Genomic DNA, 21,261 nt, shown 5'->3' on the forward strand with positions numbered 1-21,261 from the left:
TTAAAATATATAAAATTAACGTGCGCCAATAGCAGCGCGAAGTTTTTCTGTCTTTAAAACTTTATTTTTGATTTGGACAGCCTGCGAACCATTTTGTCCGTTGTTTGTTGCAGTTGTATTTGCAACATTGGTATCATCGACTTTTTGTAACGGAGTAATATCAAGCATTGGGCCAACACGTGATACAATCTTTGCAACGGATGGTGCAGTTGCAAGGCCCGCAGTCATTGCGCCGCCTCCTTCAAATTTAGGCTCGTCTAAAAGGAAAAGAATCGCATAACGAGGCTGCGCAGCAGGAAATATGCCGGCAAATGATGAAACGTTTCTATTGTGGTCATAGCCGTTTTTACCAACTTTGATTGCGGTTCCTGTTTTTCCCGCAACATTATAATATTCAGAATCTGCTTGTCTGCCTGTGCCTTCTGAAACCACATCACGTAATAATTCAATAATTTGTTTTGAGGTTGCTTCACTAATTATACGTGTGCCCGGTATTTGACTGCCTTTTGGACGGGCAAGGAAAGTTGGTTTTATATAAATGCCGCCATTTGAGACCGCGCCATATGCCGCAAGTACCGCAAGTGGCGAAACCGCAATCCCGTGTCCATATGATGCAGTTATTGCGCGTGCATCTTCCCAAGTTTTTGGAACAATTGGTCTTGCCGCGCCTAATAACTCACCGCTAATTCGGTCTAATAAGCCAATTTGACCAAAGAATTCTTGCAAGCGACTTTTACCCACAAGGCGTGAAATCATCGCCGTGCCAATATTCGATGAATGGGCAAGAACTTCGCGCGCGCTAATTACGCGGTTTTCGCCATGGAAGTCATTAATTTGGAAGCGCCCAACTTGTAACGGGTGAGAAACGTCAAATTGGCTATCTGGTGTGATTTTACCATCATTTAAAGCAACCGCGAAAGTAAATGTTTTAAACGTTGAACCCATTTCATAAACTGATTGGATTAAACGATTTTGCCGACTATACGCATCATTAGCACCATAGTCATTTGGGTTCATGAATGGCCATGATGCAGACGCAATAATTTCACCGGTGTTAATATCCATAATTGCGGCAGTACCGCCGACCGCACGATATTTTACCGCTGCCTCGGCCAGCTCTTTTTCAACAACGTATTGAACACGGCTATCGATTGATAGTTTAACGGATGTAGTTTTATCTTTTGAGATAATTAGGCCTTCAAGCGATTTTTCTAGGCCTGTGATTCCTTTGCCATCGCTATTTGTTCCGCCAAGAATATGACCCGCCAAGCTACCCATTGGGTAAACACGCTGGCTTTCTGGTTCAAACTCAAGACCTGGTTGCGCCAATGCCCAAACTTTTTGTTTTTCCGCAGATGTTAGCTTTCGTTTTATCCAAACAAATCTTTTAGAGCTTGCAAGCTTGTCAACTAGTTCCTTTTCACTCATATCAGGGAAAATTGTTCGCAATGCGGTTGCGGTTTCAACTGGATCCCAAACTTTTGATGGATCTGCGAACAAGGAATAAGTTGTTACTGAGGTTGCAAGTAATACGCCATTCCTATCTGTTATGTCGCCACGTTCCAAGGTTTGTTGTGCCTCTGCGCGTGCACTGGTACGGGCAATATCGACATCACGCGTAAAAACAATGTAACCAAGTTTAAATGATAAGAACACAAATCCTGCAAGGAAGAAAATGCCAAGAAACTGACTGCGCACCATTGGGGCGGCATTAGCAGTTTCATATTTTAAATTTTGTTTGTTAAGCTTAGCATTTTCATGATTATCCTTGATAATCTTTGCATACTTTGTCTTTGAACGAATAAAGATTTGCTTAGGATTCGGGATATTCTTTATTTTATCAAGAATTTTTTGCCAGTTCGGTGCAATCATAATCCCGCCCCCTGCTGCTGTGGCTGTTGCTGTGGTTGCGGGTTATTTGTAATTGGTGGTGTTTGATTAGTTTTAAGCGGGGCAACTTTCTCTAATTGTGAGAGATTGGTTATCTGTGCGCCATTGATTGGCTGTAGGCCTAATTTGTTTGCGGCGGCCTCTAATCTATCAAAGCGGTTTAGATAGGCGTATTCGGCTTCCAATTCGGAAATTTTCTTCTGCTCGTCTGCTACTTCTTTGCTTAAGCTTTGCATATTTTCACGCATGGAATCAGCTTTTGTCTTTGCCCAATACAAAGGCACAATACAAATCAGCAAGACAAAGCCCATAATGACGTGCTTTTGAGAGAACAAAACATACCCCTGTGTAATTAATCAATAATTATTTATTATCGACTGTGGTTAATCTGTGGTTAATAGGGGGTGAAAGTTTAGTGTTTTGTACGTATACCATACCGAAGTTTTGCAGAGCGAGAACGCGGATTTATTGCGATTTCATCGTCATTTGCAAGGAGTGGTTTTTTTGATGGCAATATGAATTTTGGCTTAACTTCACTTGCCTGTGGTTGATACCTTGAGACTGATGGCGTGGTTGAGTGTTTTACAAAAAAGTTTTTAACGATTCTGTCTTCAAGAGAGTGAAAAGTAACAACAACAAGCCGCCCACCATCTTTTAAAATTGTTAGCGAAGCGTCAAGTGCTTTTTCAAGTTCTGACAACTCATCATTAACATAAATTCGAAGGGCCTGGAAAACCCGAGTTGCTGGGTGAATTTTCTCTTTTTTATGCCCATAAATACGCTCGCACAAATCTGCGAGCTGCTTTGTTGTTTTAAAGGGTGTTTCATCACGATCGTTAACAATTGCACGCGCGATGCGGCGTGAATTTTTTTCTTCTCCATAATCCCAGAATATTTTGGATAATTCTACTTCGCTATGGGTCATAAGTACTTCTTCTGCACTTACCCCTTCTCCCATGCGCATATCAAGAGGGCCGTCTTTTTGAAAACTGAACCCCCTTTCGGCGTTATCTATCTGAAATGAGGAAACCCCAATATCTAAAACAATGGCATCAATATCTTTGAAACCAAGATTTTCAAGTTCTGAAAACGCGGTATGAACTAATTCAAGGCGATTTGAATAATCCTTGAAACTTTCTCTGGCGCGCTCAATTGCGGTAATATCTCGATCAAGACCGATAATCTTACACTCTGCGGCATCAAGAAAGGCGCGCGAATAACCGCCGCCGCCAAAAGTGCAGTCAATTATAGTATCACCGTCTTTTGGCGCAACCGCAGACATTACTTCTGGAAGCATTACTGGGAAATGGCCGATTTCAGATGCTTTTATGGATTGGGATAAATCAAAAGGCGGTGATGGTTTCATCACCGCCCAATGCCATTAAAATATACAAAAATCAATTAGTTTCCGCTACGACATATATTAAATCTTTCCCGTTTTTCTCATGAATGGTTACATAATCGCCAACCCAAAGACGGTGTTCACCTAAGCGGTGTAAGTCTTCGTCTGGGCCTTCGCGTTCTTCGTCATATTCAATAAACCATTTATCACGTTTATGAACCAATAATCCGTCGGCGTCTTTTTCATCATCGGCACTATAACGAATAACTTTGCAATGTTCTTTGTGCGCTTTCCATAGATCAGCATTTAATTTACCATCAACACCTACTGGTGCATGTATGATATAACCTTGATGACGATCACCTTCTGGGTATCCTGCATCTGGGTTGCGACCTAAATGTATAACAACTCTTGTTAAAGCAGACATATTGTTTCCTTCTCTTTATATTATTACTGGATATTTGATTATTGCTGGTTTGCTTTGTATGAATATATGTATTTTGGGTTTTAAAATTAATTAATGGCTAATAATTAAATTAGGTCCATTATCAGATTTCAATAACGATCTCGAAGTGCCGCCGAAGACAAATTCGCGTGCCCTTGAGTGTCCATAAGCCCCTGAAACCAAAATATCAGCCGCAATTTTTTCACATAAATTAAGTAAAATTGCTCCGGTTGCTTTGCCATTTTGTGGCTGTGTTAAAATATCGGCTTTGATTTCATGTTTTGCCAAAACTTTTTGTAAAACTTCAGGTTCGTAGATAATTGAACCTGTAACTGCGGCATCACCGGTAATTTGCAAAATTGTTACGTATTTTGCACGTTTCAAGAATGGCAACGCTGCCTTAACGGCCCGTGCGGCTTGTGATGAGCCGTCCCAAGCAATTGCAATATTGTCGGCCGATTTTGATGCATTCTCTTTTATTACAAGTGCAGGTACTCTCGCTTCTAATAATGTTTCTTCAAAACCATTTGAAAGAATGCATTTACCCGATGCACATTTCCCACTTACCACCAATAAATCTGAGATTACAGCGCGCTCAGGAAGAATGATGTCTATGCTTCCTGTTGCTCTTTCAAGTGAGAATTTAGGAAAGTTTGAAGCGTTTTTTTTAATTCTTTCCCAAATTTCCTCGGTGGTTTTTTCAAGATTTTCAACAAGTGTTGCACCAACACCGGCGACAAATCCATCAGCAGAAATCATCAGCATGTCTTTGGGATCAGGAGCACAATAAAATAATGAGACGTTAACGGCCAAGTCCTTAGTAAAGTCGGCAACAAGATTTAAAACATCTGCTTCTTCTGGGCCGCCGGCAACCGGTACGAGTAACTCACCATATAACATAGCCGTATCCTTTGTTAAAATACCTGCATAAAAATTTAGATATACACACCTCTTTGAAGCAAATTGGATTGGTCAAAGAAGGTGTTTCATATATTCCAAATGTATAAGTTCTATGTATGATATTGTATCACAAATTCAAAGAAACGTTAAAGTCATAAGGTCGCACATTGCCAAAATCTATTAAAAAAGAAGCAAAAAATAAAACAATACAGCGTGCATGGCAAAGGATGTTGTCGGGAAGACGCCTTGATTTGCTTGACCCCTCACCTATGGATATTGAGATAGAAGATATCGCACATGGTCTTGCAAGGGTTGCAAGGTGGAATGGGCAAACAATTGGTGATTATGCGTTTTCTGTTGCACAACATTCAATCGTTGTCGAAGAAATTGCAACATTTCTAAAGCCAAACATCACACCCCAAGAACAGATGATGGCACTTTTGCATGATGCACCAGAGTTTGTAATTGGCGATATGATTAGCCCGTTTAAAAATGCGCTTGGCTATGATTACCGAGTTTTTGAGGACAGGTTGGAACGCGCAATTCACCTGCGTTTTGGTTTATTGCCTAAAACACCGCCTGCATTGAAAAAGCTTATAAAGAAAGCGGATAGAATTTGTGCCTGGTATGAGGCAGTTCACTTGGCTGGCTTTTCAAAAGACGAGGCAGATGAACTATTTATAATTCCACCTGATGGGCTTGATATAAGCGTCATCCCTATGACAACAACAGCTTCACAAATTGCATTCGTTGATAGGTTTAATGAACTTATAAAATCAATGTGATAGAATCATATTCAAATCGTCTGTCTTCTTAAGCAAAGTTTTCGAAGTGCCACCGAACAAAACTTCTTGCGCCCTTGAAGTGCTATAAAGCCCGACAACAAGAGTATCAGCTTGTGCTTTCCTCGCAAGATTTAGCAAATCAACTGCAACGTCATTTGTGCGCTGTTTGTCATAAATAACTTCGGCTTTTATATCATGTCGGTTTAGAGTGTTCAAAAGAGTTTCAGGGTTGAAAATTCCAGACTTATTGGTTTTACCATCGCGAATAAGCTGCAAGATGCTAACTTTTTCAGCTTTACGCATAAATGGCAAAGCTGCCTTGACCGCACGCGCTGCTTGTGGTGAACCGTTCCATGCAATCGCAATATTTTTAACTGATGAGTTATTATCTTTTCCAAGAATCATAACGGGTGCGCGCGATGATATAAAAGTGGTTTCTGCTTGTTTGTAAATTTCTGGATTTTGCACCATTTGCTTCCCATCAACCATTATTAAATCGGACAATGCAGACCGTGCAATCACGGTATCACTAAGCTTTCCAACCATTCTTTCGGCTTTGAAATTTGGATATTTAGTGCAAACTTCTTTGAGGAAATTCCAAATTTTATCGTCTTCGTTTTTTTGACGTTCGATAAACTCACCTTCCATACCACTTACAAATCCCATTGCCGATGTGTGCAAGATTTCCTCTGGTGCAATGGTGGAAAAATATAGCGTGATGATGGTATCAAGATTGGCTGTGACACGGCTTATTTTATCAAAATAACTCATATCATTTGATAACATTGTTACCGGAACAAGAATTTCACGAAACAACATAATAAATCTCCCAATAGTTACCTTTCAAACTTGATAATTCATCAGGTTTACTAATTTCAATTGTGGGCGTTTAATTTAGCGTTTGCAATATAAATTACTTATACATATTGCCGCGACCACGGTTACAGAAATAAATCAATTTGCCTTCAAATGGTCAAAACAGTTTGCAATATGGTGACGAATTCCCATATAAACATATTAACCAAGGAATACTATAAAATGAAATTTGAAGTATGCGAGCTTAATAAGCCTTCCAATCCTGTTGATAAAGATTTGTTGGTATTAGATGATAAAATTAGGGCTGAGACTGACAAATTATATGAAGGCGTGAAGCATATAATTCCATATGATGAATGGGTTGCATATGCCCCGTATGTTGCCGCTATTAATCGCCTTAAAAAAGAAAAAGATGCGGTAATTCTTGCGCATAATTATATGACGGCTGATATATTCCATTGTATTTCTGATTTTCGTGGTGATTCACTAGGCCTTGCACGGCAAGCACAAAAAGTTCCACAACAAGTTATAGTGCAATGTGGTGTGCACTTTATGGCAGAAACTTCTAAAATATTATGTCCTGAAAAAACTGTGCTTATTCCAGATTTGCAGGCTGGCTGTTCACTTGCGGCATCCATTAAGGGTGAAGATGTAAAACTCATAAAGCAAAAATATCCAAATTTGCCTGTTGTTACATATGTTAACACGACGGCAGATGTGAAAGCAGAATCAACGATTTGTTGTACTTCTTCAAATGCCGTTCAAGTTGTTGAGGAAATTGCCAAACAATGGGGTGTTGATAGTGTTATTATGGTTCCCGATGAATTTCTTGCACGCAATGTCGCTGCCCAAACTGATATTAAAATTATCGCATGGAAAGGCGCGTGCGAAGTGCATGAGCAATTTACCGGTGAAGATGTAAAAGAATTACGAGAGGCTTATCCAGGGGTTACGGTTCTTGCGCACCCTGAATGTCCAAATGATGTTGTTCAAGAAAGTGATTTCGCAGGATCAACCGGTGCAATGGCTGATTTTGTAAAAATGAATAAACCCAAAAAAGTTGTTCTGATTACTGAATGTTCGATGTCAGATAATGTTGCGATTGAAAATCCTGATGTTGAATTTATCCGCCCATGTAATTTGTGTCCTCACATGAAAACTATATCGCTTAAAAAAATATATGAATGTTTACGCGATATGAAATATGAAGTTAAATTAGAGCCTGAACTTATTGAAAAAGCAAGAAAATCTGTTGATGCAATGTTGGAATTGCCGCCGCGCAATGCAAATGTTTTTGATACTAAGGCAAAAGTTCCAGGCGACTTTACGGTTGTTTCAAATGGATAAAGATACAGCCGTAATTCCTATTTTGTTAAGCCATAATTTAGATGAAACAATAATCTTTTATCGTAATCTTGGTTTTGCATTTGAAGATTTACGGCCGCATAATCAATATTTAATTGCAACATTTGAAGACATAGAGATTCATTTTCAGTCAAATGAAAATCTTGATATTTTTACAAATAATTCAATGTGCTACATTCGTATGAAAAATGCAAAACTGCTTTTTAATAAATGGCAAGAAATTGGTTTACCGCGCAACGGTATTCCACGTATGGATAATATGTCATTGAAGCCGTGGGGAATGTATGAATTTGCGATAATTGACCCATCAGGAAATTTAATAAGAATTGGGAAACCGGCAAAATAGGAAATTGCATTAATGTCAAAGAATTGCGATGTTTTAATTATTGGTGCAGGTTTGGCAGGTTTATTTCTTGCTCTTAAGCTAGCACCACGTAAATGTGTGGTTTTATCACCTGCTCCAGTTGGTAATGCCGCTTCATCGGCATGGGCACAGGGCGGTATTGCTGCCGCATTATCAAAAGCCGACAGCCCAGAGCTTCATGCAAAAGATACTATTAATGCGGGTGCCGGATTGGTTGATGAAGTTGTGGCAAACCTTGTTGCACATGAGGGGCCACAAAGGGTTTATAACCTTTTAGAATATGGCGTACCATTCGATAAAAAAGAAAATGGTGAACTTGCGCTAAGTTTAGAAGCCGCGCACTCGTTGCCACGTGTTGCGCGTGTTGCCGGCGATCTAGCAGGGCGTGAAATCATGAAAAGTCTGATTGCGCTTGCAACAAAGGCAGAAAATATTGAGATTATTGAAAATCATACAGCCTTATCACTTCTGCAAAATTCAAATGGTCAGATTTGTGGTGCGATAATTAAAGGTGATGGCGATGTATTTCATATAAATGCAAGTCAAACTATATTAGCCACTGGTGGAATTGGTGGTTTATATGCCGTTACCACCAACCCTATGCAATCACGCGGTCAAGGTCTTGGCATGGCTGCACGATGTGGGGCAATGATTGCCGACCCAGAATTCGTTCAATTTCATCCTACCGCAATCAATATTGGCAAAGACCCTGCCCCACTTGCTTCAGAGGCGTTACGCGGCGAAGGTGCGGATTTGGTTGATCGATTTGGCGTGCCATTTATGAAAAAATATCATGAACTCGGTAATCTTGCCCCACGTGATATTGTTGCCCGTGCAGTTTTCACCGAAAATCATTCTGGAAAACGGGCATTTCTTGATGCAACCAAAGCAATTGGCGATGAATTTCCCAATCATTTTCCAACAGTTTTTGCATCATGTATGGATGCAAACATCGACCCCCGCATCCAACCAATTCCTGTTACTCCTGCGGTACACTATCACATGGGTGGGATTGTTGCAGATATGTGGGGAAAAACCACGTTACAAGGTTTATCTGCAATTGGTGAATGTTCATCGACTGGGCTTCATGGTGCAAATCGGCTTGCCTCAAATTCATTATTAGAGGCCATAGTTTTTGCCGGAAGGTGTGCAGAAAGGTTAAAAGGGCAAGAGACAGAAGACGTCAAATTTGATGCCCCTGAAATTATCCCAGAGGTAATGGATAAAACCAATCAAAAAGCGTTTAGAATGCTAATGAGTGCTGATTTAGGCGTCGTTAGAAATAAAAATGATATGACACGCCTAGAGCATTTATTGGCAGATTATGCGGAGACATTTGATAAATGGATTCCAAACGAACTTATAACCATGCAATTAATGGTTAAAGCTGCCATTGCACGAAAAGAAAGTCGCGGTAGCCATTTTAGAAGTGATTTCACACAATTAGATACAAATGCACGACATTCTTATTTGCTTGTTGAAGATGAAGGTAATATAAAAATCTTATGAGCAATAACCTTCCATACCAAATAGTTGAACCTATCATCAGTGCTGCTTTACGCGAAGATTTTGGCAGAAGTGGCGACATAACAACCATTTCTTGCGTGCCATCTGATGTAAATGCCAAATGGGTGATGCGTTCGCGCGAAGATGGGGTAATTGCCGGCGTTGATATTGCGGCTATTACATTAAAATTGGTTGATGCAAATGCCGTTTTTGATGCTGTTAAGCATAATGGGGATAGCGTAAAAAAAGGTGAAATTATTGCCAATATTTCGGGAAATGCGCGTTCGCTATTAATGGCTGAGAGGGTTATGCTAAATTTTGTTGGACGACTTTCAGGCATTGCAACATTAACCTCGAAATATGTTGAATTAGTAAAGCATACAAATGCAAAAATAACTGACACACGAAAGACAACGCCTAATTTACGCGCTTTTGAAAAATTTGCGGTAAAGATGGGTGGTGGGGTAAACCATCGTTTTGGTCTGGATGATGCGATTTTGATTAAAGACAATCATGTTGCAGCATGTGGCGGTGTCGAGAATGCATTATTGGCGGCAAAATCAAATGTTGGTCATTTGGTACCGATTGAAATTGAGGTTGATAGTATTGCGCAATTAAAAGCCGCACTACCCCATTATCCTGATGTCATAATGCTTGATAATTTCTCAAATGAAATGCTTTGTGACGCGGTAAAAATTACACGCGATTTTGCAGGTAAAAGAATTACTTTAGAGGCATCTGGCGGCGTTAATATAAATACTGTAAAGGCAATTGCCGAAACTGGCGTTGATGTGATTTCAGTTGGCGCCCTTACTCATTCGGCACCAAATTTTGATGTAGGCCTTGATAGTGAATAATAACTCTAGCCCAAAACGAAGCAGACCCAATAATAAATTTGCAAGGCCAAAACGAAGCCCGTTTCGTGGCCCAAAGCCACAAAGTACAAATGGGGTAAAAACAAATGTTGCTTCAACCGAAATCTCACCTGAAGATACTGCCTTTATTAAATCATTGGTTTTGGATGCAACGCTTCATTATGTTGTTTTAAATAAGCCATCAGGTCTAGCGGTTCAAAGTGGTAATGGTGTTGAAAAATGTGTTGATAACCTATTATCTGCATTGGTTATTAACCAACGTAAAAAGCCAAAACTTGTGCATCGTATCGACCGCGAAACATCTGGCATATTAATTGCCGCTAAAAACCGAACTACGGCCGCATTTTTATCAGAACAATTTGCCCAGAAAAAAGCGAGAAAAACATATTATGCAATAGTAATTGGGCAACCTTCACAAAGTGGCATTATTGATGTCCCGCTAAAACGTGGAAAAACTGGAAATATAGACATTTCAGTTATCGCAAACAAAGGCGATAAAGATGCACAAGCCGCAGAAACCATTTTTGAAACATTGAAAACAAATGGCAAAATTAGCCTTGTGAAATTATATCCAAAAACTGGAAGAATGCATCAATTGCGATCTCATCTTGCATATATTGGGCACCCAATTCTTGGCGACATGAAATATGGTGGACTTCTAAGTATAGATGGTAAAAAAGTTCCACGTTTAATGCTTCATGCGCAAACACTCGAAATTGACACTGGTGATGGAATTAAGCGCTTTGAATGCCCGCTTCCTGATGATATGAATGAGTGGCTTGGGGCATTTCAATGACACGTGAAATTCTGTATGTTTTTTTTGGTGCGGGTATTGGCGGTGTTATCCGCATGTTGCTTGGTCGTGCTGCACTTAACGCGTTTGGCGCAGGTTTTCCTTTTGGTACAATGGGAATAAATATTACCGGCAGTTTTTTTATCGGTATTGCCGCTACTTTGCTTACCAAAGATGGAACTCACCATAATTTTGTTCAATATTTTGTTATGGTTGGAATATTGGGCGGATATACAACATTTTCAAGCTTTTCCCTTGAGACATTAAGACTTATGGAACATGGTCAAGCGCCACAAGCTTTATTATATGTTGCATTATCGGTATTATTGGGATTTACGGCTGTGTTTATAGGCATGGCAATTTCCAAGCCTTTGTTGTAAGGGCTTTTTATGACATCACCAATTACACTACCTGTTAAGGCGGAAGACGGCGAAGTTCGTCTGGACCGTTTCTTACGTCGCAAATTTGAATCCCTACCTCAAGGGCGAATTGAGCAATTAATTCGCCGTGGCTTAATCCGCATTGATGGAGCTCGTGCAAAAAAGGCATCGGACCGCCTTTCAGCTGGTATGGATGTTACTGTCCCTGGCGATATTTACGATATTATGCGTGAAGCCAAAGAGAAAAAGCATTTAATTTCCAAAGAAGATGAGGAATTATTAAAATCAATCGTTCTCTATGAGGATGATGACGTCATTGCAATTAATAAGCCTCCTGGTCTTGCGGTTCAGGGTGGGTCAAAAACCAATCGACACCTTGATGAGCTAATGGCGGTTTTTTCGCATGAAGAATATGGCAAGCCAAAACTTGCACACCGTTTAGATAAAGAAACTTCGGGCGTTGTGTTATTCGGGCGTAATCCCAATGCCATAGCCAAACTTACCAAGGCGTTTGCGTCAAGACAAACAACCAAGGTTTATTGGGCTATTCTATTGGGAACCCCGCATCCAATGAGTGGTGAAATTCGTGGCTGGTTGAAAAAGCAAGGATCAAAACACAACCCTGAAATGGAGATGGTTCATTCGGCACGCCACGGTGAGCGTGATGCACAATTTGCAATTACTGATTATGAAGTTATTTCAAATGCCGGTACTCGTGCGTCATGGGTTGCGTTTAAACCGGTTACAGGGCGTACCCACCAATTACGTTTCCACTCACAAGGTATGGGAACGTCAATTGCGGGTGATAGAAAATATGTTTGCGATCGTCCTGATATCGGTGGTCTTTCGGAAACAAATTTACACCTTCATGCACGCGGTATTATTATTCCGCATCCAACAAGTGGCAAGCCATTAAGATTAATTGCGCCATTGCCAAAACACTTTGTCAAAGCTTTTGAGCTTTTAGGTTTTGATGAGCGTGAATGTAAAGATCCATTTGAGCCTTTCAAGAATTAGTTATGAGCCAAAATCGTTTTTATAAACAAGCAACTGTTGAGCAAATTGATGGTGGGTTCACCGTTTTGCTTGATGGTCGTAAATTAACGACACCATTACGCAAGGCACTATTGTTACCCAATGCCTCTTCCGCACAAATCATTGCTGATGAATGGAATGGGCAGCCAAAGCAACTTGACCCAAATCTAATGCCAATCACCCGTCTGATGAATGTCGTGATTGATAAGGCAAGTGATTCACGCGGTGCGATGATTGAAGAAATTCAAAAGTATGCGTCAACTGACTTGCTTTGTTATATGGTTTCATCCCCTGCCCCAATTGTGAAAAAGCAAGATGAATTATGGCAGCCTGTTTTGAATTGGGTAAAAAGCGAATATGGCCTTGAATTTGTAATCATGCTTGATTCACTTGAAACCGCGCAAACCACAGAAACTTTGGAAAAAGTTGGCGCAATTGCAAATGATATGGATGATTTATATCTAACTACATTTTCATTCATGACCCAGGTATTGGGGTCGGCTATTTTGGCATTGGCGCTAATTAAAAGCACCTTGGACGCCGAAACCGCATTCAAGGCAATTCGCATCGAAGAAGATCACAATGCCACTATCTGGGGCTATGATGAAGAAGATTTGCAAAAATCTTCTCTGAAGCGCAAAGATATTGAGGCGGTAGAAAAATTTCTCAAGACATTATAGCAAAAAAGCCCAAGCATCGCTTGGGCTTTTTAAATTGCATCGAAGAAAAATAAATTAATCTTCTTTTACAGTCAAAACTTGACGACCACGGTATTGACCAGTTTTTAGGTCAATGTGGTGTGGGCGGCGAAGTTCGCCAGAATTTTTATCTTCAACAAAAGAGTTTGAACCCAAAGCGTCATGTGCGCGGCGCATACCACGGCGTGATGGGCTTGTTTTACGTTTAGGCACAGCCATAGGAAATATCCTTCTTATTAAGGCAAATAATTCATTTGCAAAAAATTCGAGACGCGGTCTTTAGCAGAGGTTTCAGAAAAATCAATATCTAAACCATTCTTGACTGCACTAAAGCTGCGCGAACGAAGTCTTTAAACAGTGGATGAGGGTCAAAAGGACGTGATTTTAGCTCTGGATGGAATTGGACAGCAATAAACCAAGGATGATCTTCACGCTCTACAATTTCTGGCAATTGACCGTCAGGTGACAAGCCAGAGAATATAAGACCGCTATTTTCAAGTTGTTCTTTATAGTTGATATTAACTTCATAACGATGCCTATGGCGTTCGGAAATTGTATCAGAACCATATATCTGCGCAACTTTTGAGCCTGATTTTAATGATGCATTATAGGCGCCAAGGCGCATTGTTCCGCCCATATCGCCTTCTTTCGAACGAACTTCCTGTGTGTTGCCTTTTACCCATTCGGTCATTAGGCCAACAATAGGTTCGGCGCATTCACCAAACTCGCTAGAAGATGCGCCATTAATTTTGGCAATATTTCTTGCAGCTTCAACACAAGCCATTTGCATACCAAAACAAATGCCAAAGTATGGAATTTTATGTTCGCGTGCAAATTTAATTGCCTTAATTTTACCTTCGGCACCAGAATCACCAAATGCACCAGGGACAAGGATTGCATGAACGCCAGAAAGCTCATCAGAAATTTCAGCTTCATTATCTTTATCAAATTCACGGGCATCAATCCAATTGAGATTTACCTTTACATCATTGGCAAGGCCGCCATGATGAAGTGCCTCAATAAGTGATTTATACGAATCTTTCATCGCCGTATATTTACCAACAATTGCAATTGTAACCTCACCATCAGGGTTATTAAGACGGCGTGATACATCCTGCCATTTTGTTAAATTAGGCTCTGGAGCATCATTTATACCGAAACAGCGCAATACTTCTTTATCAAGTCCTCTTGCATGGTAATCAAGTGGAACTTCATAAATATGTTTTGAGTCCATTGCTTCGATAACGCCAGATGGGCGAACATTACAAAAAAGTGCAATTTTGCGACGTTCTTCTTCTGGAATTTCCCTATCGCAACGGCAAATAAGGATATTTGGTTGAATACCAATTGATCGTAACTCTTTTACCGAGTGTTGGGTCGGCTTGGTTTTCATTTCCCCAGCAGTAGATATATATGGCATCAAAGTAAGATGCACGTAAATCGCTTGTAGTGGGTCTAATTCTTGTCCCAATTGGCGGATGGCTTCAAAGAATGGAAGACCTTCAATGTCACCAACTGTTCCGCCGATTTCGCATAATACAAAATCAGCACCATCAGCATCGCCAAGAATAAATTCTTTGATTGCGTTTGTAACATGTGGAATTACTTGGATTGTTGCACCAAGATAACCACCACGACGCTCTTTTGATAGAATTTCTTGATAAATACGTCCTGCGGTAACATTGTCACCTTGGTGGGCACTTACGCCTGTGAAACGCTCATAATGACCTAAATCAAGGTCGGTTTCAGCACCATCATCGGTAACAAATACTTCACCATGTTGATATGGCGACATCGTTCCAGGGTCAACATTTAGATAGGGATCAAGTTTACGGAGGCGAACTTTATAGCCGCGCGCCTGTAAAAGCGCACCCAAAGCCGCAGAAGCAATACCTTTGCCAAGGGAGGACACCACGCCCCCAGTAATAAATACATAACGGGTCATGGGAGACCTTCTTACCTAAGATTCATGAAAATTACAAAACTTTATTTACTGTTTTTGTCAGTATTTTTGTTGTTTTGCGCAGCAGCCGGAAGAGTTGAAGTATTAAATTCAGAACCAACACTATTTTGTGGCGCAGTTGCAGGTGCTGCTTGAGACTGCGGAATATTTGTACCAGTTGTGTTGGCCACACTGTTAACAGCATTTGTTGTTGAGTTACCAAATTCAATTGATTTGGTAGGAAGACCGTTTGCATCCCTACCCTGACCCATAACTGATGTAGCAGTCTTTTTAGCGCCACCAGAAGCAACAACCAAAGAAATAGATGTCAAAAAGAAAATGGTCGCTAAAACAGCTGTTGTGCGTGTCATAAAGTTTGCCGCACTACGGCTAGACATAAGTCCAGACGGTCCGCCACCAATTCCCAAAGCGCCGCCACCTTCTGAACGTTGCAAAAGAATTGCGCCAACAAGTGCGATACAGATTATGATATGGACTGCCAATAGTGCTTCTAACATTATTTCCACGCTTTATATTAAATATTAAACAGGCTATTTGCACTTTGTTTAAAAAAATTCAAGGTTTGTAACTGTTTAAACTGTTGGTAATCAGGCAAAAATGGATAATTTAGCTTGAAAGATATTTCATAGCATCATCATCGTCATTGTTATTGCTGAAATTTAGATTTTCTGGGTTTACCACAAGGTTTTTGATTTTATCATCACGATCGCGTGCTTTGTTCAAGCGATTTCTAACTGATGATAGCGTTGCCTCAAGATCTTTTTTGAAAATTTCGCCGTCATCGGAAGCATAAGCAACAAATATTGCAAGTGCGAGTTGCCGAGTAAGATTGGCGTTTTCAACAGTATTTGTTCCGCTTGCAGTTTTGCTAGCAATATTTTCAAGGACAACGGCCATATCGTTAATTTCTTCATTATCCATTCGTTTTGCAGTGCGAACCAATTCATAGGTTGTTTCAAGCAAATCTAATACAAACCCATTGTTTTTATTGAAATCTTTGTAAGATTGCAGTGTTACTTCGGCCGCAATTGCAATACGACGCGCAAGTTTCGCAAGACGTTCTTTATTCACACGTTTTTTTGCGTTTTCTAATTCTTCTAATTGCTTAACAGGATCTGATGATCCGCCATAAACCACAATTTTCAATGGGTTGGGGACTTCAAATGCTTCAACACTATAACGGCCCGTTTTTGGTTTACCTCTATCGGGGCCTACATAATCAGATGTAACAACAAAACGCTTGCGGTTTTCGATAATTGCGCGAACTCTTTCTTGAGTTTTTGAAACGGAAAACGGACGTAATAGAACGTCGTCACAGCCCGCATTTAATAAATTGGCAACAATATCACTATTACCAACCCATAAGGTAGCAACAATTGGCAAGAACGGGTTACATTTTGTTGATCCCATACGAATTGATTGCAATAACTCGACTACTTGGTCAGTATTATCCGAGCCTTCAATAAAAAGTATTGCCGTATCATTATTTTTTAGTCGCCTGACAAGGTTTTCAAATGAGGTATAACCTTCGATATTACGAAACCCCATTCCATGAAGTATCGAGCGCGTAGTTAGCATATTGCCCCGCATCGGGTCATAAATAACTACTAATGCTTCACCTAAATCTAGTTGTTGCAATGCAAGCCCCTGAACAATGCCTCATAAGCATAATGATACTTCAAAAAAGACATTGTTGCAGGGATTTTTAAATATTGTGTTAAGCTGATATGCACTTATTTATAAGGTTGCAGCGGCTTTTATTATTTCCAAAAAGTCTGGCGCCTTCAAACTTGCACCACCTACCAATGCGCCATTGACATTTTCAATTGCAAGTATCTCTGATGCGTTTTTGGCGTTAACGCTGCCACCATATTGAATTGGAATATCTTTTCCAGAATCACCAAAAATTTCTATTAATTTATTTCGAATGCTTAGGTGCATTTCACGAATATCATCGTTACTTGCAACTTTGCCGGTTCCAATTGCCCAAACTGGTTCATATGCGATGATAAGTTTTGCGGCTTCAAGTTCAGGAAGTGCTGATTCTATAATTTGTTTAAGTACAACGGTTTCTGCGTTCCCTGCTTCACGTTCTTGAAGAGACTCACCAACGCAAACAATGGTTTTTAATCCAGATTGTTGTGCGAATATTGCTTTTTTAGCAACCAAATCAGACGTTTCAAAATGGTTTGTTCTTCTTTCTGAGTGTCCTAATATTACTGCGCCAACACCAATTTCTTTTAACATTATGGCAGATATATCGCCGGTATGTGCGCCACTTTCAGTAAAGTGGCAATCTTGCGCACCAACAACGATCGAATTGATTCCATCTTTAATGGTTTTAAGTAATGTAAAAGGCGGGCAAATGCCGACTTCAACATTTTGTGCTCCAATTTCTATGGTGCCGGCTTCAACAGCTTTGGCAAGTTCAACATGACCCAAAAGGCCATTCATTTTCCAATTGCCATAAATATATTTTGATTTTTCCATGATTTTCCCCAGTTTTACATTAATTTTGATACATATCATGTAATCAAATGCTTGCTTATAGCTTAAAGCATCACTATGGAAGGAATTTGTTACATTAATTTCAGGGGTAATTTGACGCACTTTTCTGTGCGCAGCATCTCCAGAATATTAGGGATTAAAATATGCTAGGAATGGTTCGTAAATTTGCACGTTCATGGGTTGCAAAAATTCTCATGGGCCTGTTGGTGGTTTCTTTTGCGGTTTGGGGCATAAATGATGTTTTCAAATCAAATAATAAAGATAATCTTGCAACTGTTAACGGCAAAGACATCACAATTGCTGAATATAAAACTGAATTTGACCGTTTCATTAAGCGTGCAAGCGAAGAGACAAAGCAAACTGTAACAACGCAGCAAGTTCGTGATGCAAAAGAAGATATCGCAATATTGGAGCAAATGGTTTCTGAAAAAGCATTTGGTGCATTAATGCAATTGATTGGCGTTTATGTTTCTGACACCAAACTTAAATCAGAAATCGCAAAAATTCCTGCTTTTATTGACCCTACAACTGGCAAATTTTCTGAAATCGCATACCAGCAGACATTAAGCCAAAACAAACTTACTGTTGCGCAGTTTGAAACTTCTGTCCGTAATGATATGGCGCGCCAACTTATGACCGTTGCTTCCGTTTCTGGTTTCCGTGCACCTAAATACTATTCATCTCAAACACTCGCATATTCAACAGAACGTCGTACTGTTTCTATGTTGCCTGTAACCCCTGCAATGGTTGGCGGTGCGCCTACCCCTACCGATCAGGATTTACAGAATTTCTATAATCAAAACAAAGAACGTTTAATGCGTCCTGAAACCCGCGATGTGACAGTGGTGGTTGCCCAATTAACTGATTTTCTTCCAAAAGTTAAAGTTGACGAAGCAGAAGTTCAAAAAATCTTTAATATCCAAAAAGATAAACTTGTAGTTCCTGCAAAACGTTCATTTGTTCAAATTGTCGCTCCTGATGAAGCTAAAGCAAATCAAGCGGCTGCAATGCTTAAGGCTGGTAAAAACCCAGTAGAAATTTCAAAAGCATTGGGCCTACAAAACCCGCTTACTTTCAATGATTCAACCTTGTCACAAATTCCTGATAAAGAGGTTGGTAAAGCAGTTTTTGCGGCGCAGGTTGGTGTTGCATCTGCTGTTAAGGGCGCGCTTTCTTATTCGGCATTTGTTGTTACAAGCGAACAAGCTGAAAAGGCAGCTGATTTTGCCGCCGCATCAGTTAAAATTCGTGAAGAATTGGCAAAAGAACAAGCTGGGCAAGAATTGACAAATGCCACTGAGACCTATGAACAAGCGGTTTCACAGGGGGATAGTGTTGAAGTTGCTGCTGGTAAGGCCGGATTTAAAATTACTAAACTTGTTGGCATCACACAACAAGGTCAAGAGCTTGCGACTGGCAAAGTTCCTGAGTTAATTTCAAATATTATGAGTGGTTTTGACGATGTCTTTAATATTGCCAAAGGCGATACTACTGATCTTTTAACGTCTAAAAATGATAGCTATGTCGCTTTCCGTGTTGATAATATCAAACCTAAGGCACCGGTTCCACTTGCTGAAGTTAAAACTGAACTTGCCCAAGCATGGGTTCGTGAAGAACTTGGAAAACGTGTAAAAGCTAAAGCCGAAGAAATTTTGAAGGTTGCGCAAGCATCATCTTTAGAAGCTGCGGCAAAAAAATATAATCTTACAATTGTAAAACCGCCGCAACCTTTGCTTCGTGGTCAAGGTTCAAAAGAATTATCTGCGGCAATATTTGACGCTAAAAAAGGAACAATTACTTTTGGTCCAGTTGCAGATGGTGTTCAGTATGCAGTCGTCAGGGTTGATAATATCCAACGTGATGATGAAAACAAGGCACCTGATAGACTTGCACAAGCCGAACAAAGTGTTCGTGGATCTGTTCAAGAAGATATTATGACTATTTGGGGCAATATCGCTCGTGAACGAACCAAAACTAAAACCTATCCTGAACGCCTAAATCGTGTGTTCGGAGACGATAACGCAAAATAATTATAAACGGGAAAAAAATGTCTAGTAATAAAAGTGCCAACCTGAATGAGATTACCGAAAAATATAATCAGGGAATCGGCACTTTATTATGGCAAAGACGTATAGACGACATTGAAACCCCGATTAGCGCATTTGCAAAACTTGGCGCGGAAAAGTTTGGTTCTTGTCTATTTGAAAGCGTCGAAGGTGGTGAAAATCGCGGACGTTATTCAATAGTTGCATCAAACCCTGATTTGTTATTTTCAGTAGAAGGTCGTGCCGCAAATCTAACTGAAATTGATGAAAGCGGTGTTTTTGGTAAAGCCACAAATATTGATGGCAATCCACTTGATGCGCTTAAAAAATTACTTGATGAAAACAAGTTAGATTTTCCAAGTTTTTTACCGTCTCCACTGGCTGGCCTTTATGGCTATGTTGGCTATGAGATGGTGCGTTTTTATGAAAAGTTACCGATTGCAGCTCGTGATCCATTAGAGCTTCCTTACTCAATGTTGATGCGCCCACGCCTTGTCATTGTTTTTGATGGCGTGAAGCAGGAAATGATACTTGCAACCCCAATTCGTCCCAAAGATGGCATTGATGCGGCAACCGCAATTGCGACAGGGCAAAAACTTATTGATGAAACGATTGCAAAACTATCGCAACCTAATCCATTAAAAGCCCCTGATACTTCTAAGCCTACATATTTTGCTGATATTTCTTCAAATCAAACACCTGCGCAATATATGGCAGGCGTTGAAAAGGCGCGTGCACATATACGTGCAGGTGATATTTTTCAGGTTGTACCGTCTCAAAGGTTTTCGATTGATTTTGATAAATCGCCGCTTGCACTTTACCGTGCGTTACGTCGTACTAACCCCTCGCCTTTTTTGTTCATTCTGCAAATGAATGGTTTTTCAATCATTGGCTCTAGTCCTGAAATTTTGGTGCGCTTGCGTGATGGTACAGTTACCGTAAGACCAATTGCCGGAACACGACCACGTGGAGAAACCCAGGCAAAGGATTTGGCATTAGAAGAAGAATTGCTTAATGACCCTAAAGAAGTTGCAGAACATTTAATGCTGCTGGACTTGGGGCGTAATGATGTTGGACGGGTTTCAATTAACAAGGCGCATAGCAATCAGGAACGAAATACTAACTTTGCTGGTGGTATTCGTGTTACACAAAAATTTGTTATTGAGCGTTATTCGCATGTGATGCATATCGTTTCCAACGTTGAAGGCACGTTAAAACCTGAATTAACTGCACTTGATGCACTATTAGCGGGTTTTCCAGCCGGAACAGTATCAGGCGCACCAAAAATTAGGGCAATGGAAATAATCTCCGAGCTTGAACCCCACGAGCGTGGTATTTATGCAGGGGGTGTAGGATATTTTAGCGCTAATGGAGATATGGATATCTGCATTGCGCTAAGAACCGGCGTCCTTAAAGACAATAAATTATACATACAGGCCGGTGCCGGCGTTGTTCTTGATTCGGATCCTGAAAAAGAACACCTTGAGTGCATTGCTAAATCACGTGCATTGGTTAGTGCGGCTTCTGAAGCCGTGATTTACGAGTAAAACA

General features: G+C 40.3%; 22 protein-coding genes. 11 read left to right on the forward strand and 11 right to left on the reverse strand.

The annotated features are described in order from the left end of the window. Positions 1–15 precede the first annotated feature (15 nt). From KXV15_RS07520 to KXV15_RS07540, 5 genes are all read right to left on the reverse strand, one after another. The gene (locus tag KXV15_RS07520; RefSeq protein WP_240007558.1) at positions 16–1,872 is read right to left on the reverse strand and encodes a peptidoglycan D,D-transpeptidase FtsI family protein; all 1,857 of its coding nucleotides are present in this window, start codon (positions 1,870–1,872) and stop codon (positions 16–18) included. Next, a complete protein-coding gene (gene ftsL, locus KXV15_RS07525; RefSeq protein ID WP_420830575.1) occupies positions 1,869–2,201 on the reverse strand; it encodes a cell division protein FtsL in 333 nt (110 codons plus the stop codon). The genes KXV15_RS07520 and ftsL overlap by 4 nt, the downstream gene beginning before the upstream one ends. Positions 2,202–2,302: 101 nt before the next feature. Then, entirely contained in the window at positions 2,303–3,256 is a 954-nt protein-coding gene (gene rsmH / locus KXV15_RS07530; RefSeq protein WP_275671583.1) for a 16S rRNA (cytosine(1402)-N(4))-methyltransferase RsmH, read from the reverse strand. Between the two features lie 31 nt (positions 3,257–3,287). Further along, entirely contained in the window at positions 3,288–3,659 is a 372-nt protein-coding gene (locus KXV15_RS07535; protein WP_240007560.1) for a hypothetical protein, read from the reverse strand. A gap of 90 nt (positions 3,660–3,749) precedes the next feature. Further along, positions 3,750–4,577 carry a universal stress protein gene (locus tag KXV15_RS07540; RefSeq protein WP_240007561.1) on the reverse strand — a complete coding sequence of 276 codons (828 nt, stop codon included), beginning with the start codon at positions 4,575–4,577 and terminating at the stop codon, positions 3,750–3,752. Positions 4,578–4,804: 227 nt separating this feature from the next. Here KXV15_RS07540 and KXV15_RS07545 point away from each other — a divergent pair, with 227 nt between their 5' ends. Continuing rightward, positions 4,805–5,362: an HD domain-containing protein gene (locus tag KXV15_RS07545; RefSeq protein WP_240007766.1), complete on the forward strand. Its 558-nt coding sequence runs from the start codon at positions 4,805–4,807 to the stop codon at positions 5,360–5,362. Here KXV15_RS07545 and KXV15_RS07550 read toward each other — a convergent pair. Further along, positions 5,354–6,181 carry a universal stress protein gene (locus KXV15_RS07550; RefSeq protein ID WP_240007562.1) on the reverse strand — a complete coding sequence of 276 codons (828 nt, stop codon included), beginning with the start codon at positions 6,179–6,181 and terminating at the stop codon, positions 5,354–5,356. The two genes, KXV15_RS07545 and KXV15_RS07550, sit on opposite strands and share 9 nt — an antisense overlap. Positions 6,182–6,400: 219 nt before the next feature. Between KXV15_RS07550 and nadA the strand changes: the two genes are divergently transcribed. The 8 genes from nadA to KXV15_RS07590 are packed head-to-tail and all read left to right on the forward strand — an operon-like array spanning position 6,401 to position 13,176. Continuing rightward, complete coding sequence (nadA, locus tag KXV15_RS07555) at positions 6,401–7,525, forward strand: quinolinate synthase NadA (RefSeq protein WP_338050429.1); 1,125 nt, start codon at positions 6,401–6,403, stop codon at positions 7,523–7,525. Beyond that, positions 7,518–7,889, forward strand: a complete 372-nt coding sequence (locus KXV15_RS07560; RefSeq protein ID WP_240007563.1) for a bleomycin resistance protein — start codon at positions 7,518–7,520, stop codon at positions 7,887–7,889. The genes nadA and KXV15_RS07560 overlap by 8 nt, the downstream gene beginning before the upstream one ends. Before the next feature lie 12 nt (positions 7,890–7,901). Further along, a complete protein-coding gene (locus KXV15_RS07565; RefSeq protein ID WP_240007564.1) occupies positions 7,902–9,416 on the forward strand; it encodes an L-aspartate oxidase in 1,515 nt (504 codons plus the stop codon). Continuing rightward, positions 9,413–10,270, forward strand: a complete 858-nt coding sequence (gene nadC, locus KXV15_RS07570; RefSeq protein WP_240007565.1) for a carboxylating nicotinate-nucleotide diphosphorylase — start codon at positions 9,413–9,415, stop codon at positions 10,268–10,270. The genes KXV15_RS07565 and nadC overlap by 4 nt, the downstream gene beginning before the upstream one ends. Further along, the gene (locus tag KXV15_RS07575; protein ID WP_240007566.1) at positions 10,263–11,084 is read left to right on the forward strand and encodes an RluA family pseudouridine synthase; all 822 of its coding nucleotides are present in this window, start codon (positions 10,263–10,265) and stop codon (positions 11,082–11,084) included. Before nadC ends, KXV15_RS07575 begins: the two co-directional genes overlap by 8 nt. After that, positions 11,081–11,461 carry a fluoride efflux transporter CrcB gene (crcB, locus tag KXV15_RS07580; protein WP_240007567.1) on the forward strand — a complete coding sequence of 127 codons (381 nt, stop codon included), beginning with the start codon at positions 11,081–11,083 and terminating at the stop codon, positions 11,459–11,461. Before KXV15_RS07575 ends, crcB begins: the two co-directional genes overlap by 4 nt. Positions 11,462–11,470: 9 nt before the next feature. After that, positions 11,471–12,478, forward strand: coding sequence for an RluA family pseudouridine synthase (locus KXV15_RS07585; RefSeq protein WP_240007568.1), 1,008 nt, complete (start codon positions 11,471–11,473; stop codon positions 12,476–12,478). Positions 12,479–12,480: 2 nt separating this feature from the next. Continuing rightward, positions 12,481–13,176 (forward strand): ATP12 family chaperone protein, encoded by a 696-nt coding sequence (locus KXV15_RS07590; protein ID WP_240007569.1) that lies wholly within the window; start codon positions 12,481–12,483, stop codon positions 13,174–13,176. Positions 13,177–13,230: 54 nt separating this feature from the next. Here KXV15_RS07590 and rpmF read toward each other — a convergent pair whose 3' ends face one another. From rpmF to tpiA, 5 genes are all read right to left on the reverse strand, one after another. After that, on the reverse strand, positions 13,231–13,413 hold the full coding sequence (gene rpmF / locus KXV15_RS07595; protein WP_240007570.1) for a 50S ribosomal protein L32: 183 nt from the start codon (positions 13,411–13,413) through the stop codon (positions 13,231–13,233). An 88-nt stretch (positions 13,414–13,501) separates the two neighbouring features. After that, on the reverse strand, positions 13,502–15,139 hold the full coding sequence (locus tag KXV15_RS07600; RefSeq protein ID WP_240007571.1) for a CTP synthase: 1,638 nt from the start codon (positions 15,137–15,139) through the stop codon (positions 13,502–13,504). Positions 15,140–15,180: 41 nt separating this feature from the next. Next, complete coding sequence (gene secG, locus KXV15_RS07605; RefSeq protein WP_240007767.1) at positions 15,181–15,654, reverse strand: preprotein translocase subunit SecG; 474 nt, start codon at positions 15,652–15,654, stop codon at positions 15,181–15,183. 109 nt (positions 15,655–15,763) lie between these two features. Further along, positions 15,764–16,795 (reverse strand): response regulator, encoded by a 1,032-nt coding sequence (locus KXV15_RS07610; RefSeq protein WP_240007572.1) that lies wholly within the window; start codon positions 16,793–16,795, stop codon positions 15,764–15,766. A gap of 99 nt (positions 16,796–16,894) precedes the next feature. After that, entirely contained in the window at positions 16,895–17,647 is a 753-nt protein-coding gene (gene tpiA, locus KXV15_RS07615; protein ID WP_240007573.1) for a triose-phosphate isomerase, read from the reverse strand. Positions 17,648–17,808: 161 nt separating this feature from the next. Between tpiA and KXV15_RS07620 the strand changes: the two genes are divergently transcribed. Together KXV15_RS07620 and trpE are read left to right on the forward strand one after the other, a co-directional pair. Beyond that, positions 17,809–19,695 (forward strand): peptidylprolyl isomerase, encoded by a 1,887-nt coding sequence (locus KXV15_RS07620; protein ID WP_240007574.1) that lies wholly within the window; start codon positions 17,809–17,811, stop codon positions 19,693–19,695. A gap of 17 nt (positions 19,696–19,712) precedes the next feature. Further along, complete coding sequence (trpE, locus tag KXV15_RS07625; RefSeq protein ID WP_240007575.1) at positions 19,713–21,257, forward strand: anthranilate synthase component I; 1,545 nt, start codon at positions 19,713–19,715, stop codon at positions 21,255–21,257. Positions 21,258–21,261 lie beyond the last annotated feature (4 nt).

The organism is Pseudaquidulcibacter saccharophilus (genome assembly GCF_019455445.1).
Taxonomy (GTDB): Bacteria; Pseudomonadota; Alphaproteobacteria; order Caulobacterales; family Aquidulcibacteraceae; genus Pseudaquidulcibacter; species Pseudaquidulcibacter saccharophilus.